The organism is Baia soyae (assembly GCF_004341445.1).
Classification (GTDB): Bacteria; Bacillota; Bacilli; order Thermoactinomycetales; family Thermoactinomycetaceae; genus Baia; species Baia soyae.
The window spans coordinates 28,769-45,489 of sequence record NZ_SLXV01000013.1 but is presented as its reverse complement, the minus strand read 5'-3'; the positions used below and the strand labels follow the sequence as shown (position 1 = coordinate 45,489).

The 16,721-nt window shown below is 43.7% G+C and carries 14 protein-coding genes; 2 read left to right on the top strand and 12 right to left on the bottom strand.

Features of this window, described 5'->3' with window-relative positions:
- Positions 1 to 22 precede the first annotated feature (22 nt).
- The 4 genes from EDD57_RS05970 to miaB form a co-directional block, all read right to left on the bottom strand.
- Positions 23 to 1,456, bottom strand: coding sequence for a putative amidoligase domain-containing protein (locus tag EDD57_RS05970; protein ID WP_131848568.1), 1,434 nt, complete (start codon positions 1,454 to 1,456; stop codon positions 23 to 25).
- Positions 1,457 to 1,698: 242 nt separating this feature from the next.
- Positions 1,699 to 2,289: an outer spore coat protein CotE gene (cotE, locus tag EDD57_RS05965; protein ID WP_131848567.1), complete on the bottom strand. Its 591-nt coding sequence runs from the start codon at positions 2,287 to 2,289 to the stop codon at positions 1,699 to 1,701.
- 90 nt (positions 2,290 to 2,379) lie between these two features.
- On the bottom strand, positions 2,380 to 2,808 hold the full coding sequence (locus tag EDD57_RS05960) for a YlbF/YmcA family competence regulator (protein ID WP_131848566.1): 429 nt from the start codon (positions 2,806 to 2,808) through the stop codon (positions 2,380 to 2,382).
- Positions 2,809 to 2,820: 12 nt separating this feature from the next.
- Entirely contained in the window at positions 2,821 to 4,305 is a 1,485-nt protein-coding gene (miaB, locus tag EDD57_RS05955) for a tRNA (N6-isopentenyl adenosine(37)-C2)-methylthiotransferase MiaB (RefSeq protein ID WP_131848565.1), read from the bottom strand.
- Between the two features lie 257 nt (positions 4,306 to 4,562).
- On the opposite strand from miaB, the gene EDD57_RS05950 reads away from it, so the two are divergent.
- The gene (locus EDD57_RS05950; protein WP_131848564.1) at positions 4,563 to 5,387 is read left to right on the top strand and encodes an HAD family hydrolase; all 825 of its coding nucleotides are present in this window, start codon (positions 4,563 to 4,565) and stop codon (positions 5,385 to 5,387) included.
- 175 nt (positions 5,388 to 5,562) lie between these two features.
- Complete coding sequence (locus tag EDD57_RS05945) at positions 5,563 to 5,889, top strand: hypothetical protein (protein ID WP_131848563.1); 327 nt, start codon at positions 5,563 to 5,565, stop codon at positions 5,887 to 5,889.
- A 6-nt stretch (positions 5,890 to 5,895) separates the two neighbouring features.
- Here the strand turns inward: EDD57_RS05945 and EDD57_RS05940 are convergent, their stop codons facing one another.
- From EDD57_RS05940 to fabG, 8 genes are all read right to left on the bottom strand, one after another.
- Positions 5,896 to 6,627, bottom strand: coding sequence for a sugar phosphate nucleotidyltransferase (locus EDD57_RS05940; protein ID WP_131848562.1), 732 nt, complete (start codon positions 6,625 to 6,627; stop codon positions 5,896 to 5,898).
- Between the two features lie 588 nt (positions 6,628 to 7,215).
- Positions 7,216 to 9,666, bottom strand: a complete 2,451-nt coding sequence (locus EDD57_RS05935; protein ID WP_131848561.1) for a beta-ketoacyl-[acyl-carrier-protein] synthase family protein — start codon at positions 9,664 to 9,666, stop codon at positions 7,216 to 7,218.
- 14 nt (positions 9,667 to 9,680) lie between these two features.
- Positions 9,681 to 10,781: an aminomethyl transferase family protein gene (locus EDD57_RS05930; RefSeq protein WP_131848560.1), complete on the bottom strand. Its 1,101-nt coding sequence runs from the start codon at positions 10,779 to 10,781 to the stop codon at positions 9,681 to 9,683.
- 1 nt (position 10,782) lies between these two features.
- A complete protein-coding gene (locus tag EDD57_RS05925) occupies positions 10,783 to 12,123 on the bottom strand; it encodes a DUF6365 family protein (RefSeq protein WP_131848559.1) in 1,341 nt (446 codons plus the stop codon).
- A gap of 3 nt (positions 12,124 to 12,126) precedes the next feature.
- Positions 12,127 to 15,090, bottom strand: a complete 2,964-nt coding sequence (locus EDD57_RS05920; RefSeq protein ID WP_131848558.1) for a GNAT family N-acetyltransferase — start codon at positions 15,088 to 15,090, stop codon at positions 12,127 to 12,129.
- 35 nt (positions 15,091 to 15,125) lie between these two features.
- Entirely contained in the window at positions 15,126 to 15,632 is a 507-nt protein-coding gene (fabZ, locus tag EDD57_RS05915; protein ID WP_131848557.1) for a 3-hydroxyacyl-ACP dehydratase FabZ, read from the bottom strand.
- A gap of 8 nt (positions 15,633 to 15,640) precedes the next feature.
- Positions 15,641 to 15,928 carry a phosphopantetheine-binding protein gene (locus EDD57_RS05910; protein ID WP_131848556.1) on the bottom strand — a complete coding sequence of 96 codons (288 nt, stop codon included), beginning with the start codon at positions 15,926 to 15,928 and terminating at the stop codon, positions 15,641 to 15,643.
- 46 nt (positions 15,929 to 15,974) lie between these two features.
- Positions 15,975 to 16,721, bottom strand: a complete 747-nt coding sequence (gene fabG / locus EDD57_RS05905) for a 3-oxoacyl-[acyl-carrier-protein] reductase (RefSeq protein WP_131848555.1) — start codon at positions 16,719 to 16,721, stop codon at positions 15,975 to 15,977.

Here is a 16,721-nt window from a genome sequence, read left to right as displayed (position 1 = left end):
AGGTTCCCTTCAATGCCTTATGTTACCTTTTCTTTGTATGATACGGAGGTAGCCGCCAAGCTTTTCGTAGATCTAGTGATTCATCCCACGTCTTTCCTTGCTGGATGAATGAAAAAAACTCATCAACCACATTTTGATATGCTTCATAATCATCTAAACGCTTAATATCTTGCCATAGGTCTGGAATCCATTCCCTTAGTACTCCCTTATTTCCATCGTAGTAAGCCTTTTGAATACCTGGATCACCTAACGGATTGTACATCAACTGTTCAAAATTACCGGCAATAATTTTTGACAAAACCAGTACACCTTTGGTTAGAGTAGGAGTGATCAACCAACTAGGTGGGGTCCGGTACTCAAAGCCACCATGTTCTTGCATGCGGAAATCTCCAAGGAATCCATATTTCGGGCGTCTATCTTTCCCTCTAGGATCTTCGCATACTACTAGCGGCAAAGCCAAGTAATTATCTAACGCCCGAAGCAATTGGAAACTAGGCTCAATCCCGCTAAAGTGAACATGACCCCCAATCGGATATTTCGGGTAAGGGAGAGCTCCTGCTAACCACTTACACTGCACATGCTGCACCTTCTTTGCAGCATGTAACAAACACTGATAGACGCGGACACTTAACCGCAAGGGGTCTGTCGTAGGATCTGGCCTGAGCTCCACTATCGGTTTATGACTTCGATTATCCCCTAACCATGCCGCATCGCATCCTATTTTCCCTTGAATCGGAAAATACTTTGATGCGACAATCAAACTTCCTTTCGGAGTAACCATAATAAATTCAGGGTCAGCACCTAGCATAATGTTTTTAGATGGGGTGCTGGACTTCCTAAGCTTTTTGCGATAATCAGATACGGCTTTAATAAAAAGTCTCTCGAGATCTTCATTTAACTTAGGGCTAGGATCAACCTGAACAATCGATATCTTTTTGCTAGTACCCACTCCACAGGTTACCATGCCATAATCCAGCCCCGTCGCGTATAAAGCTCGCACCGCTACCTTTTGTACTCGTTTGATTTCCCGATCATTATCCGGATCTGTAACCCGTACATATGTTTTTTTCTTTACTTTTTGCTTTTTCTTAGACTGATTTAACCAAACAGTCATTTCTTTGGATCGATACACACTAAGTACTTTCGTCTGAAAAATACTAAATACATATTCACGAAGAAACTGCCGGCTACTACCTACCACCTGAATCCCATGCAATTGAAGAATGTCATTATGTTGTTTTGCACTTTTTAGTTTTTCTACTTGTTTTTCGTTGTTTAATGTGTAGAGCGTTGAAGACGTACGGATCGCCCCAGATATGTGGATCTGATCGTCAGTCGTCTCCAGAAGGATGGAAGGCGCAAACCTGTGATCAACACTGACAAGTTGTTCGCGAAGACCTTGCAGTTCTTCTTGTTCAGATTCCTTAGCATCTAATGGTAGGGTAACGGCTCCCATAACCTTTCCCCTTTCTACGCACCACCCATGGCTACCTTTTATGCCTTTTATACGGTAAACACTAAATCCATTGGTTATTTATATGCAAATGCATCAGCACGAGTGCGTATTACCAAGCCACTTATTCTGAGAACAAAAAACAGACTCCCTGCCATGGTATGCGAATCCATGTAGCCTGGAGTCTGTCTATAGCTAATAAAAATAAAGCTACTGGCATCCCTTGCCAGCAGCTTTATTATGGATCAGTCTTCCAAATCATCAAAGACTAAGTCTGGATCTAGGTCATCGAAGGTGTCGTCCTCGTCATCCTCAGCCATCTCGCTTATGAAATCTTCTTTGTCTTTATCATCCCAATCACCAAGCTCGTGCGGGAAGACGGCTACTGTGACTTTTGTTTCACCTATCAACTCCACAACGAATTCTTTTTCCACTTTAATGGAAATGGAATCTTTATGGGGAGAAAGCTTTGCTGCTACGCAATTGGGGGTCTGTGTGCAAATGGTGCTTACATTCACAGTCCCTTCGCGTGTATAGCGATCATAGTACGTAAGTGGAATCTTTTCTGCGTAGTGTACTGTTTCGGTCATGACATCTGTTTTGGTATTTCCTTTGGTGGAGTACCAAATATTCACATCATACGTACCACGTACCTCGACCGCTTCACCTACTTTAGAGCTTTCATAGTTGTGATTAATTAACCACGCTCCTAATATGTGGTGAATGTGGTCAGGTGGGTGGATGGAGTGTTTCACTTGACAAAACTTCCGTCCTTTCCCACAAATCGCTCTCGACATGATCTGACGGTATTCAACTGATCGATCTGTATTTGCCACCTTATTCCCTCCTCAAACGGTCGTTCACTTGAGTATATGCAGGGCGCACGCCTAGGGTGCATGAGGGTGTTAACAGATCTCAAAGTTTTTTCATTTTGAACGACTACTACAGCCACACGAGCCGCCAGAACCACAGCCTCTAGCGACTTCTCCGCCAACTTCAATATGAATTTTTGTAGAAACGGTTTCGGCAACGACATGTTGAATCGTTTGCAGAAGATCGTTTACCTCCACTTGGTACTGCTGGTATTCCCTCACGATCGGAAGGTGATCAAATTCATAATGTAGCTGCTCTAATTCTTTTTCCAGCAAACGAACATATTCGCTTTTATGATAATGCTTGGCGTGAACCAATTCTTTTTGTTTCTTCTTAATTTCCTCAATTAGCTGGTTAACCTTCTCACTATCCTGAACTTGTTTCTCTGCTTGGCGGAAGCGCTCGACCTCCGCTGTGGCACCTACTTGTTCCGAAAGTTTTTTTGCAAACGCAAGCACGGGGTGTTCCATTGTATCCTTCACCTGCCATCTCACCTAAGCAACCGGAGCTTTCTGTTGTTTTGGATCTTCCAACAAAACACCTGTTAACGACCAGGTTTTCGGGTCTTCAATACGAACCATTACCATTTTACCAATTAAGCTCTTAGGTCCTGCAAAGTTTACTAGTTTATTAGTACGAGTTCGGCCGGAAAGAACATCCGCATTTTTCTTACTCTCTCCCTCGACCAATACCTCTACCACATGGCCGCGTAACTCTTCGTTTTTACGACGACCGATTTCATTTAAGGTTTCATTTAGTCTTTGAAGTCGTGCCTTTTTCACTTCCATCGGAATATCGTCCTGCATCTTAGCCGCTGGAGTCCCTTCGCGAGGAGAGTAGATAAAGGTAAAGGCGGAATCAAATTCCACTTCTTTCACTAATGAAATCGTATCTTCAAATTGCTCATCTGTTTCGCCAGGGAAACCGACGATAATATCTGTTGTTAATACCACATTTGGCACTGTCTCTTTGATTTTACGCACTAAGTCTAGATAACGTTCCCGATCATATTTGCGGGCCATTAATTTCAGGACTTCACTACTGCCTGATTGAACAGGAAGGTGAATATGCTCTACCAAGTTACCGCCTTTGCCAAGCACCTCAACTAAATGGTCATCAAAGTCGCGGGGATGACTTGTTGTAAAGCGAATGCGTGGGATGCCAATCTTACGCACATCATCCATTAGGTCGCCAAAGAGATAGTTAAGATCCTCTAGATCTTTTCCATATGCATTTACATTTTGACCGAGTAGCGTTACTTCTTGATAGCCTTTACGGGCCAATTCTCGGATCTCGTTTAGTACATCTTCAGGACGGCGACTACGCTCTTTTCCGCGAGTGTAAGGAACGATACAGTAGGTACAGAATTTATCGCAACCGTACATAATATTTACCCAAGCACGCAAGCCATCTGCGCGTACTTTTGGCATATTCTCTACTACATCTCCCTCTTTCGACCAAACCTCGATCACCATCTCTTTACTCATTAGCGCATTGTGCACTAAATGAGGTAGGCGGTGAATATTATGGGTTCCAAATACCAAATCCACATTTTGATAGCTTTTTAGGATCCGATTTACAACGGATTCTTCCTGTGACATACATCCACATACACCCAAAATAAGGTTGGGTTTCTCAAGCTTGAGATGTTTGAGTCGACCTAACTCTCCAAACACTTTATCCTCGGCATTTTCACGGATTGCACATGTATTGAGCAAGATGATATCTGCATCGCGTTCATCTATAGTAGGTGTATACCCCATCATCTCAAAAATACCTGCCATCGTCTCGCTATCATGGACGTTCATCTGACAGCCAAACGTTTGAATCAAATATTTATGACCCACACCAATATTTTTCATCTCATCTGGTAGTGACTCAAATTGTAAGACTTGTACTTCTTCTTTCCCACGCTTCTTCGCTTCTCTTAAGTCAGGGGCTTGAAAGTATTGAGAGAAGTCTTTCTTCATTTTACTCATGCTCCCACCTCTACATTCTTTATTTTCGAGATACTCATCTATTTGTAAGAAATTATAACCTATCATCTGACATCGCTTAGATAAAAAACAATCTACAACTAAGTGATTATACCTGAAATTCCTTATTTCTTCAATGGAAGCTTAACAATGTACCTACTATTCCTAAAAATAGAAATAAAGTAATCTTCACACGTTCCCTTGATTCATGGTGTATAATATTTTCATTATCGAAACAATGGTGAGGCGGAGGCTTATTTATGTCGAATAAACATTTAATCGTGCTAGATTTAGACGGAACATTACTAACAGAAGATAAAAAAATATCCCAAGCCACAAAGCAAGTTCTACACCAAGCCATGCGAGAAGGGCATGAAGTTGCCATCGCAACAGGACGTCCTTATCGGATGAGTAAACAGTATTATCAAGAGCTTGGCTTACGCTCGCCAATCGTAAACTATAATGGTGCACTCAGCCATCATCCACACGATGCATCCTTTGAAAAGCACCATATTACGATCCCATTAGAACAAGCTCATCATATTATCGAAACCTGTTATTCTCTGGATATGCCTAATATTCTCGTAGAAATAGAAGATCATATCTACTCGACTATAGCAGGAAGCGAAAATGCAAATCATACATTTTTCTCCTTACACGCGAAGGAAATTCATACAGGCGATCTGCTTCAATTATTAAAGGACCATCCTACCAGCATGCTCGTACAATTCCATAACCATCATAACTGGGATGAAATCCAAAAAACCTTTACCGATCGTCACAGTCATATCGTACATCATCGTAGATGGAACGAACCATTTCAAGTGATGGAAGTCCTGCGACAAGGTGTTGACAAAGCCGTTGGAGTAGAACGAATCGCTCATTATTACAATATCCCGAAAGAGCGGATTATCGCGTTCGGCGACGAAGATAATGACATGGAAATGCTCCAGTACGTTGGTAAGGGAGTCGCCATGGGAAATGCCATCGAAGCGTTAAAGAATGTTGCAGATGACGTCACCGATCGTAATGATCAGGATGGCATAGCAAACTACTTGAAAAAGTATTTAAAACTACCGTTATAGATAATAGAGAATAATAAGAGGCCCATCTATTTTGTTTGCATAGTAGCAACTAATTAGATAGGCCTCTTTCGTTAGTTCTAAAAAAATAGTTGTTTCATAAATAGAAGATAACGCTACTACTTCTCTACATCCTCGCAGACTCACCAGTTCTCATCATTTAGGAGGATACAATACTATGGAAAACAAATGGCTCCCGACCATCATACAATCCTGCTTAGGTACCGCAATCGCCATTAATCTGATGTTAGTCGCCATGCTTCTCTGGGTCCCACAGGCAACTTCAGTCACTGCTACTGCATACCCCACTCAAAATGGGACAAAAAATGAATATACATCGGAATTACAAAGCCGTCAAGACAAAGGGAGCTATCAGGTCGAAGCTTATCAAGAGTATGAGGTTACAAGAGATGGGGATGGGAAAATCGTTAAAAAACAAGCAACGGATGAAACAACCTATCTTCGCTATTGGAATGGAGAAAGTTCCACCGAATCAGGTGAATAAATTTCGTTATTTCTCTTCTATATCATAAGCTATCTCACTAGATAGCTTATTTGCAATTGCTAGAGAGGGAAGGGTTCCTGCATCCGTCCACCATCCATCTAGTATGTCGTAGGTTAGTTGCTCTTTTTTAATATAAGCATTATTTACATCGGTTATTTCTAGTTCTCCACGCTTTGATGGTTGAAGTGTTTTAATAATCTCAAAGACATGGTGATCGTATAGATAAATTCCTGTTACTGCGTAGGAGCTTTTCGGATGGGCCGGCTTCTCTTGAATGGATATAATTTGGTCTCCTGCGATCTCTGGTACGCCAAAACGCCTAGGATCATCGACTTGTTTAATCAGTATTTTAGCCCCTTGGGCTTGATCCTGAAACGTGTGGATACAAGATGAGATATCATCCAGAAATACATTGTCCCCTAAAATCACCGTTACCAGATCCTCACCGACGAAATCTTCAGCTAGACCTAATGCCTGTGCAATCCCGCCTGCTTGGTCCTGAACTTTATAGGTAAACGAAACACCAAACTCTACTCCGCTTCCCAAGAGATTAACCACGTCTCCCATATGGTCCCGACCTGTCACGATCAATATATCCTGAATGCCAGCTTGACGTAACTTGTAGATTGGATGATAAATCATGGGGTACTCTCCGACGGGGAGTAGATGCTTATTCGTCACCTTTGTCAATGGGTATAGCCGAGAACCGGTTCCGCCTGCTAGAATTACACCTTTCATGATCTGTACACCTCTTTTGTTTAAGGAATAGTAGTTAAGAAGAGCTCAGCATGCATGTTAGTTAATTAGATTGCAGAAGAAAAGTAGAGGGCTGTTTGTTAATGGGAGGCCAGTTATGGAAGATGTCCGGGGGCATGTATCTGATCATAGCTCAATAGTGAGCCCACAAGGATGTGAAAAGCATGTCCGCTCCGTCATTCTTCGCTTCGGGCAAGTGGCAAAAACTCGCAAAGAACGCTCAAACATTTGCCACAAAACGCCCTAGCTTCTAATGACTACGCTAAGCAGGCTCACTAACATCGCTATGATCAGACACATTGCCCCTCTTCCACTTCTCATTTACTGGTTCATTAACAAAGCTGAAGGGAAAAGAAAGAAAGAACATGCTTGTTCGCCAGTTCTCATACCAATCACATTGCAATCCACTCACGATTTCTAGCATCCTTCTCCCCCAAACAATCAGGTTTGTTAATGAGCCAGAATTCGAAACAAGAGAAGGGAGAGATCTGATTATCCAATAGGCCATAAGGAACAACCGATTCACACCATTTCTTCTGGTCGTTCTTCAACTAACCTAAGAAAAGAAACCTACTCATACCGCCCCAACACGAGCGAATGATAATTCCCCCCATACGCATACGAACTAATCAACGCATTATCGGTCTGCACCTTACGCGGCTCCCCCATCACATAGTCAAGCCCTACATCTGATATCGGATTCTCCAAATTCCGTATAAATGGAATCGTACCGTCTAAAGCAGACAAAGCCGTTAACAAGCCAATGGAACCAGCTGTACCATGCGTTTCCCCGAAAATAGAACCAGGTGCACTAACAGGGACTTTGTCTTGAAACAATTGATGAATAGCTTTTGCTTCAATCGGGTCAAAGACATGGTGACCATTAGCCGCGGCAGAGATATAGCCGATATCTTCTGTCGTTAAACCAGCATCGGATAGGGCTAACTCAAATGACTTCGTCCACTCAGTTCCCTCTGGATTCAGACCTGCAATTTTATGATGATCAGAGGTCATGCCAAAACCCTTACACTCAGCGAGAATCCGTGCATTACGAGCCTTTGCCGCCTCTTCGCTCTCCACAATCATCGCCACGCTTCCTTCTCCAAGCACGACTCCATCCCGGTCACTAGCAAATGGCCGTGATTTTGTTTTGCTCAAAAAGTTAGGAATCCGTCCATGACCTGCGAGTAACGGCTCATTAAACTCATCGGATGTCACGACGATTACCGTATCGCAACCACCTAGTTGGATCAGGGAGTACGCATAATATAAAGCGCTAATGGCTGAGACTCCACCCGCTGTAATCGTGGAAGTGGGGCCCTTAATTTTAAAATGCAATCCAATATGGCCCGCAGCAGCATTCATCACTGTATTCGGAAAGAGCTGGGCATTTGCCATCTTGGCTCCTTCTCGGATGACTACACGGTTAAATGACTCTACCGTCTCAGTCGGACCTGTGCCTGTCGCGAAAATTACGCCTACTTTTTCGCTATTATCACGGGTAATTTTTAACTTGGCATGATCCAATGCCATTTTCGTTACCGCAACAGCTTGCTTACTCAGCGCGTCCATTCTGCGTAGCATACTTGGGTTGATCATCTTTTTATAAGGAATATCAGGAATTTGCCCCGCCTCTGACTGGCCGTAAGGCTTCGTATCAAATCGCTGAACCTCAGATATTCCACTCCCTTCGCCTTTTACCAACTGATCAAATTGTTCCATGTTGGCAACGTTACCGGCTAACACACCGACACCTGTTAGGTAAACTTTTTTCCGAGGGGTTGGGGCTGGCGTTGGCTTTTGGTCATCGTGTTTGCCAAATAAGGCGGTTGCATTATTCCCACCAAATGCAAACGAGTTAGAGAGAACGGTGTTTAGTTCCCCTTTGCGCCCTTGATTCGGAACAAAGTCCAAGCCAAATTTTCGGCTTTCCTCATCAAAATTGACTGTAGGCGGGATAAAGGAACGATGAATCGCCAAGACAGATGTAACTGCTTCCACTGCGCCAGCTGCTCCTAGTGTGTGACCCAACATGGACTTGGTCGATGAGATGGGAACAGCTTGTTCTTTGATAATACTCCGTAGCGCTTTTGGCTCAGAAGCATCGTTGGTAGGGGTACCTGTACCATGACCATTGATATATGAAAGATCCTGTTCGGTTAATCCAGCCTTATTCAACGCTCCTTTCATCGAGCGAATCGCCCCTGCGCCACCTGGATCGGGTGCCGTCTGATGATAGGAATCGGCCGAGAGATCATAATCGAGAATCTCTGCTAAGATCGTAGCGCCCCGTGCACAAGCATCTTCCATTCTCTCTAAAATGAGAATGCCTGCTCCTTCACCGATATTTAAACCGTGGCTCTGACTATAAGGTGCACACGGCTCACTGGAGAGAGCTTGCAAGCTATTAAAGCCACTAAACGATAAAAACGTGAGAGGATCTACTCCCCCGGCAATCATCACATCTGCTTTCCCTGTGCGGATGATATCCGTTGCATAGCCAATCGAATTGGTTCCTGCTGCACATGCATTGGAAATGACACTTTTAGGCCCTTTGATGCCAAGCGCATGGGCGATGTTGTCGCACGGGGTGTGAACAGGGTATTTATAGAGCAGACTTACATCGGTTTGATCTAATCCATTTTCAATCCATTGTTTGTGAAAAATTTCGCCACTACGCATCCCACCCAACGAGGTTCCTAAAACGATACCAACCCGATAGGGATCTAATTCAGATAAATTCATGTTGGCAAATTGAACCGCCTCCCGGGCAGCTAAAACAGCAAACTGCCCCGCGCGATCCATTTGTTTTAACTCTTCGTCGGTAAAGTGATCTTCAGGATTGAAATGACTCACTTCGCCCCCAAATTTCGTATTGATTTGGGACAAGTCTAAGGAAGTGACAGGTTTAATGCCACTTTTACCAGCCACCACGTGCTCCCAAAATTCTTCTACATCATTGCCATTTGCACAGATGATCCCTACGCCTGTTACGGCGATACGAGCTTTTTGGATTGACATGTCCACTCACCACCTTAGATGATTTTGATTGACCACGATTTAGGGAATGTATACGGGGATGATTGTGTTTGAACCAACACTCGTTCTCCGTTCTGATTTAATCCTTCTAGTTCAATCCCAGAAACAGCAAACTCCTCATGAATAACAGCAAGTCCTAGTTTTTTGTCGAGAGTTGGGCTGTAGCAAATTTGTAACACTTTCCCGACATTTGTATCCTCTACTACGATTGCATCGTTTGCATCAAGTACATGATCTGGGTTTGTAACAAAGCCAACAACCCTCTGTTTAACCCCTTGCTCTCTCATCGAGTGGATCGCATCAAAGCCGATAAAGTCCTCTTTGTCAAAGCTAACCAACCACTCTAGACAAGCTTCATACAACGTTAAATCGTTGCCTTCAACCGCCATATTCGGCTGGCGCACTTCCATCATCGCGATTTCGAGAGCATCCATCCCCACTGCTTGCACGTTCATATCTTCATCAGCGTAACCGAGTAAAGCCTCCCACATCTGATGAGCAACATCCATCCGGACAATTACCTTATATCCGTATTCTCCGGTGACACCTGTACGAGCAAAGAATACGTGATGTCCATTCCATTCAATTTCCACAAACGCTTGGAATGGAAGTGAGGAGATTTCAAAATCGATTAAACGTTGACCCACTTTCCACGCATAAGGTCCTTCTAGCCCAATCATGGCTAACATCTCGCTAAGATCCGCTATCTCTACACCGTCCACTTTCCGCTCGTTTAACCAAGCCAATACCTCGGAACGCTTTGTTACGGATGTTTCAATCAGAATTGCGTCCTCTTGCTTGTATAAATTAACGAGATCGATCACTTGTCCATTATCATCAAGAAGTAGCGTATATAAAGACTTCTCTATATCAAGGAATTCGATTTCTTTGGTAACTAATTCATTGATAAACTCTACATGTTGCTCTCCGGTCACCTTGATTTTCCCAACAGCCGACAAATCAATCAGCCCAACCCCACCACGAAGCACACGGTATTCCTCATTTACATTGGTATAGGCCGAAACAACGGCATAACCATCTGCCACGCGGTGGGCATGATCGTTCATAATGTTTTTGGTTAACAGAGTTGTTTTCATTTTATCTCCCCCATGAGGTCTCTACTTTTTGTTTTGTAATAAAACAGAGCATTTCCATCGCACCAGGTAAATGAATGATTTTTTCTATATATCTTTCTTGCTTGTCCCGAATACGTTGCTTCGTTTGCTTATCGTATAACATGTTCCATATCTTTTCGCCTGTTTGATCCACACAAAACATCTCTGCAATATCAATCGCATCAAAAAATGGATTCTCTTCTAGCAAAGGGGCCAGCTCTTCCGTCCAACCATTTGGGAAGGTAAGGAACGGATATAATCCTTGTGGTAACACTCGATTCCATCGTTCCAGAATCTCCTTAATCGGCTCACTACTTACTTGTGGAAGAGACGGAACATCGCGCTCTGGACTGCTTACCACTTTCGTATTGATGAGGCTGAGAGCAGGCACATATCCAAACAAAGCCTTCGCCATCGAGCAAGAAGTAATATTATCGGTGATAAATAAATCACAAGAGAACAAGAGATCTTCATATTCATTTAAATTCATAAACGGTAATGAAACAAAGGACAGCTTCGAATGTGGGTCTCGTTCGAGAAAGCCTTTCTCTGATGCAATCCCCACAACCACTACTTTAGATGGAAGCAAACGGGTACCCAGATATTGACCGATTAGCTCTTGAATAAAGTATTCATAGCTATAGGATGCCTGCATATGTAGTTTGCTTTCTAGCATTCGCATCTTCACTAGCAAACTAGCCCATGCCGCCTTTGATACCATTACTAATTTATCAGCTTCATGCTCGCAGCCAAATCGCTGTCTCATCTGCTGTTTGACATCTTCGTCAATATGAAATGGTTCTTTATATAACGTCACTGCCTTGATTCGATCGTCCACATCTTGTGGGGAATTAATGGGGCATGTCCGGATAATCTTCATCTGCTCGGGAACTTGGCGCAGATGAACTTCTCCTTTGACATTGGCATTTGGACGTCTATTGATCGTTCCATCAAACAGCCTATTTCGTAAAACTCTGGAGTTAGGTGCCCAAGAAAGCGAATCGATTGTGGCACAAGGAATCCCTAGTTGTATCACATAATCGAGATCGATGAGTGGCGATTCGAGATCTAGATTGTGATAGTCGGCAATCACTATCACATCTGGCTGAAATTCCTCTACCAATGCTTGTATAGGAGCAGTCTGCATCGTGGCCTTTCGTAAGGAGGTAGCTGACATCCCCGCTTGTTGTACATACTCGATATGGTTCGGACTAGTTAAGAAGTGGGTTCGGATATCTTGTTCTTCTAGTTGTCTGGCTAAATAAATCGCATTGTGTAGTTCTCCGATACTAAATAAGCTGGGTGCAATAAATAATACATTCATCGACTAGCCCCCCATTCTAAAATAGTTACAAACCTCTTCTACTGAATGTCCGATGGCGAAGTAGGTAGAATATCGTTTCGTTTCACCACTTCCTACTTTGACGGGATGGATCAATGAGACTTGAAATCCTTTTTTCGGAAGCTCGTATACCGCTAACTGTCCTAGGTACGAAGGAATCCAACACGCTGCAAACAGGTCACTCCCCAGTTCCAATACCATTCGTGGCTCCCCGTATACTTTTCGTCGGATTCCTGTTTCGTCCAAAACTTGATGACCGAGCGCATTCCAATAGTGAACCGACTTCGAACGTCGTTTTTCCTGAAATCCATTCCAAAGTGATTGGATCGCAAAGTACGATTCCTGAAGCGCCCTCGAACGATTAAAGGCATGGAAGTCCAACCGGATCAGCGGGATATTGGGAACGAGTAAACAATCTAACGAGAAATGTTCACTACTACATCGGATCCCCTCCCATGTGATCCCATCCTTCTCCGCAACCGAAATAGGCTTCCCTTGAAAAGACAGAAACGGGTGATCATCTAGAAGGGCATTGTTCTCCAGATCGATCGGCTGATTAAACGGCTTAAGTAGAATGCCTGAGCGCTGCGGCGAACCATCACGTCCTCCTCTTTTCTCAGAGCCTTGCGGTTGAAGAAGGAGCTCTTTTCCCTGAACTTTTAAGCTCGTAATCGCACCTTGGTGTTCAGGAAGCAGTTTCAATTGGATTGCTTGATTGTCGATCGAATAGAGGTACTTGGAAGCTTCATTGCGTTCCTCTACTCTTACTTCTCCCTTCTCCACAGAAGATGTATGTCTGATTGGCAAACTGATCTCTGCTTGTTGTGTGAAAGGATCAGAAAACTTCCCTCTATCCACTAGCATCTGCCAGTGCCGTTTGATATCTTCTACACCGCTTCGGGCTATCACATAATAGTGAACCGCCCTAGGAGCGCTTGCTTTATATGATTCTTTTATATTTTTTAATCTCTTTCTCTTACTAATGAATGGGAACATCTTTTGCTCACTAGCACCACTTGCAAACACAATCGCTGGCATCCAGCGTAAGCCGTATAGCAGGGATTCAACTTGTCCCTTCCATACCATCCCTACCGTTACTTCGCTATTTTCAAAAGCACTCCACGACATCGAGTAAGCCTGCGGATCAGACGGTAGCTGTAGATCACGTGCATACTCAAAATCGTGAATCATAAAAGGGAATTCTTCATAGATAATCGTATCTTTCCTGACCCCTTCCATGCATGGGATATGGATTACCGCATCTTGTAACATGCACCACGGGTGTATCTTCAGTGAACCAGCGGAATTCGTACTATCTTCAATCTTCACGTTACGAACCGAACAGATCGAGATTTTCCGGGTCAACGTTGACCCATTTTCCCTCATCTCTTTTACCACGATGGTAGATTCCGATTCATCATTAAATTGTAGGGATCGATTTGCCATACGCTTTACTCCGCTCGTATAAGGAAAACCGAGATCGGGCCACGCCTCCTGAATGACTTGCTTTCCTGAAACTTGGTCATATACATAGATACCACCCGTATCCGAATCAATCTGAACCGATATAGAAGGGTTTTCTAGTATGACCCTACCATTTCTCCTGTATCGAATCACACCATCCTTGGAATGGATAGGAATTTGAAAATGGCCTGTATGGATACATTTATTCTGTTCAGAGATCACATCACAGACGAGCTCTCCTACTCCAATACCAGCCCCTTGCAACCAAAGTGGGATATCCACGATCTCTTCAGACTGGATCAACCATGTATCCTTTTCTGGAAAAATGGCTTGTAATCGTTTGTTCCCTGATGCTTTCACTTCTAATTGGATCCGAATGGGTTCGGGAACTAGGTTTTGTAGCCGGAGATAGGTGGTGGTACTCTCTCCCAGCAATAGTGACTGCTCTGGCAACCTTAGTTCAACTCGAGAGCGAACCTCTACTCCACTGTAAAAATCAAATTGAGCTTCACCGAATTGGACTCTCGTTTTTAGCTCACCTTGCAGGGGACCTAGTAGAGTAATCGTTTCCTCCCACTCGATGGATTCGCCTGCATCCAGCAGTTGGATCTTTTGCCCATTTCGATACTCTACTTCTTGATTCCCTAAGTGAGTTTGAAATTGAACTAGGATATTGGACTCCTGCCGATTTTCAAACTCAAAACGAATTCGAATGCTTTGTCCAATCGTTAGCGTTTGTCCTTCTACAATATAGCTATCAAAACGAAATTGCGGACTCTCCATTCTCGTTACTTTTTGACTCCGAATGTCGATCCAACAAGTGACGCCCATTTCACCATACTGAATCGTGTAGGGAACCATTTCGACCCCGTGTTCGACCACGGAATCTGTCTCGTTTGAACGTGTAACCGAAGTGATTAAGTTTTTCCAACCAACGTTCTCCATGATTCCTTCGGGCAACATGGATTGATAACCGCTTAATACGTACTGAAGTATATAGGGGAGATAGCAACGTAAATCAATATATCCGTCGTAATCCAGACGCGACCGACTTGTTTTGTACATCCCCACCCGCTTGTATAGGGCCATGGCCAGTCGATTCGTTGGATCCACCTCTGTGTCGATGTACCAGTATCCCTTTTCAGTCAACCGCGAAATGGATTCCGAAAAAAATCGTCCTGGTATTCCTCCATTGCGAAATTCAGGGTGGATAATAAAGTAGCCAGACCATACCGCTTTGGGATCAGGCATCTTCTGTCCTGATAAAGTGCTAAACAACATCGTTCCAATGATGCTTCCTTCGTACTCCGCTAGCAAATACGAGACGATCTCCCGCTCATCCATCAATCGCAAAATATCGCCTGGCTTCAGCGGATATCCAGAAGGTCCCGTTCCATAACCAAATCGATTATAAAAAGAGGCAATCTGCTCAGCATCTTCCCGTTTACAATCCCGGATCTTAACCCACCCTTGATCTTGATCCAACACTCTCACTCCCCATGTTTATGAACTCAAAGTTGTTAAGGTCGTTGAGATACACTTAGAGTTCCTTCCACAACACATACCTTGCCAACATAGGCAGCTACATTTACTTTTGACAAAATTCCTACAGATCTCCCGATCTTCACTTTTAAAAGGAGTTGATCTCCTGGCACCACTGGTTTCATAAACTTCATATCTCGAATCGCAACCAAGTATCCCACACGAGAAGAGATATCGATCTCCTCTGCAGGCTCCAGCTGTGCCTCTGCTGTTGCCGCTACCTCTTGCTCGGCTTCACGCATGGCCTGGAGCGCACCTGTGCAATAGACGACTGCTGTCATCTGTGCGAGTGCTTCTACGATCAACACCCCTGGCATAATCGACTCAGTCGGGAAATGACCCTCGAAAAAAGGCTCACTAATGGTCACGTTTTTGATCCCTACACCACTTACACCTGGTTTCAACTCAATCACGCGATCTAATAGGAGAAAAGGCCAGCGGTGGGGCAGTAATTTACGAATTTCATCCGCATTCATCACTGTCATCGCTGTTTTCACTCCTCGATGTTTTCTAAGATATAATCAGCTAATTTATTAACAGAACCAAAAACTTCCATATTATCATCATAAATTGTTACACCAAACTCATCTTCAATTACGACAAACAACTCTAATGCATCGATCGAATCTAATCCTAGACCTCGACCAAAAAGAGGTTGGTCATCTGTGATCAAATTTGGATCCATATCGAGATTTAACCGTTCCACGATGATGGCCTTGATTCGCTGCGTTAATTCGCGTCTTTTCTCTGCTTTTTCTTTTGTCTCTTGATATGTAAGCAATGTTGTCCCTCTCTCCATGTAGTTGTTATGTTATGCCTTCATTTTCTTATCCGTTGATCAATCCACCATCAATCGTAAATACTTTTCCAGTGATATAAGAGGCTTTATGAGAGCTTAAAAAGGTAACGAGATGGGCCACTTCTTCTGGTTGCCCCATGCGTTTTAACGGGATGAGATCCATCATCTTCGATAAGATCGCTTGATCCATCCCTTTTGTCATATCCGTCGCAATAAAACCTGGGGCAACGACATTGGCGCGAATATTATGTTCCGCCACTTCCATCGCCAAGCTTTTCGTAAAGGAGATAATTCCCCCTTTGGAGGCCGCGTAGTTGGTCTGTCCTTTCGAACCCGCTACTCCGCTCGTAGAAGAAACATTGATAATGGCACCCGACTTCTGCTTCATCATGATCTTGACCGCTTCCCTCGAACATAGGAAGGCTCCACCCAGATTCACTCGAATGACATCATCCCATTTCGCCTCGCTCATCACAGCAACAAAGCCATCTTTGGTAATACCTGCATTATTGACTAAGATATCAAGTCTACCAAACCTCGTTTTCACCTCCTTAAATAGAGATTTCACTTCTTTTTCCTGCGAGATATCGACTTGTATCGCATGTGCTGTCCCGCCTGCTTCTTGAATCTCGGCAATCGTCTGCTCTGCTCCCCGTGGATTGCTTGAAAAGGTAAGCAAAACCGTTACTCCATTTGCCGCTAGATCAATCGCAATCGCCTTTCCAATTCCTCTTGATCCACCGGTAACCAATGCGACTTCTGTACCCTCAAACAT